Source organism: Rubrivirga sp. (assembly GCF_049648075.1).
Classification (GTDB): Bacteria; Bacteroidota; Rhodothermia; order Rhodothermales; family Rubricoccaceae; genus Rubrivirga.
The window spans coordinates 1-1607 of sequence record NZ_JBARYR010000702.1 but is presented as its reverse complement, the minus strand read 5'-3'; the positions used below and the strand labels follow the sequence as shown (position 1 = coordinate 1607).

Here is a 1607-nt window from a genome sequence, read left to right as displayed (position 1 = left end):
GCCCTCGACGCGTTGTTGGACGCCGTCGAGCCCGACGCCCTCGCCCTGCCGGCATCCGTCCTCGAGGTCGTCCCGCCGCGACCGCCGGGCTACTACACCTCGCGCGAGTTGTTCGACGGCCGGACCGGGCTCACCTTCGACCCGATCGCCCCGGCCGAGACCGCGGCCGAGATGGTGTTCAGCGTCCTGTTCGAGCCGACGCGCGCCACACGACTGGTCTACCAACACGACCGCGACGCGTCGTTCCCCGGCTTCGCCGACGTCGTCTTGGAGGCGTTCGACCGCGTCCAGAACCAAGAGACCGAGACGGCCTACCACGACGCGATCCGACGCTCGACGCTGTCGACGCTGATCGGCGCGCTGATCGACCTCGGCTCCCACGCCGACGCCGCGCCGGCCGTGCTGTCCCAGACCGAGGGCGTCCTCGAGGCCGTCGCCGACGCGCTCCTGGTCTACGACGAGCCACCGTCCGACCTCGAGGAGCTGACCGAGGACGACTTGTACAACCGCTGGCTCTCGCGTCGCATCGAGCGGTTCCTCGACCGCGACGCCGGCCAGGTCGAGGGGCCGAGCCCGCTCACGGTCCCGCCGGGCTCGCCCATCGGGCAGTAGCGGCGGGAACGGGGGGCCGGCTTCGGCCTCGAGGACGCCCCCCCATCCCTCATGCCCCTTGCCCTCCTACCCCATCAGACCCCGCTCGGCGAGCGACGTGAACCCGCGTCCGGCGATGATGATGTGGTCGTGGACGGGAATGCCGAGCACCTTGCCGGCGTCGCACAGCTGCTTCGTGACCGCGACGTCCTCGCGGCTCGGCTCGGGGTTGCCGGACGGGTGGTTGTGTAGGCACACGACCGACGCGGCGTGCTCCAGGATGGCGCGCTCGAACACCTGCCGGGGCTCCACGATCGAGGCCGCCAAGCCGCCGGTCGTCAGGGTGTACTCGGCGGTGACGATGTTGGCCGTGTTGAGGTGGAGTACGACGAACACCTCACGTGGCAAATCGCGCAGTCTCGGCCCGTACGCGGCGGCGACGTCGGCGGGCGACCGGATCTGGACGCGGTCCTCTGGAGGCGCGGCCTCGACGCGGCGCCCGATCTCGAACACGGCCGCGAGCTGCGCCGCCTTGGCGGGACCGACGCCTTTCGTGGACTTGGCGACCTGGTTCGCGTCTCGCCGCGCCAGCTTCGCGAGCGACCCGTACGCCTTGAGGAGGGCCTGCCCGAGTTCGACGGCCGACACGCTCCGTCCGCCGACGCGCGTCCCGCTCCCGAACACCAGCCCGACCAGTTCGGCGTCGCTCAGTGTCGCCGGGCCTCGGGCGAGCAGCTTTTCCCGAGGACGGTCGGCCTCGGGGCGGTCCTTGATCGAGACGTAGCCGTACTGGACCTCGGGCTCGTCGGGCTCGTGGAGTTCGATGCCGGGGCGAAAGTCGGACACGGGGTCAGCGGTGGTTCGCAGTGTAGACCGCCTCGGCCTCGAGGTCTAACGGCTCGTCCTCGAGAGCGAAACGCTCGGGGCTTCGAAAGCGGCCTCGAGGACACGGCTCCTCCACCCGAACTCTCAGTCTCCGTGTCGTCATTCCCGCGGAGGCGGGACCGCGAACCGAC

Annotated in this window: 1 protein-coding gene and 1 pseudogene; one reads left to right on the top strand and one right to left on the bottom strand. The window is 70.8% G+C overall.

The features are described from left to right. A pseudogene (locus WBA11_RS18575) lies at window positions 1–612 on the top strand (hypothetical protein); the annotation flags it as partial. A 66-nt stretch (window positions 613–678) separates the two neighbouring features. Here WBA11_RS18575 and radC read toward each other — a convergent pair. Continuing rightward, the gene (radC, locus tag WBA11_RS18570; RefSeq protein WP_424522121.1) at window positions 679–1437 is read right to left on the bottom strand and encodes a RadC family protein; all 759 of its coding nucleotides are present in this window, start codon (window positions 1435–1437) and stop codon (window positions 679–681) included. Window positions 1438–1607: the final 170 nt, after the last annotated feature.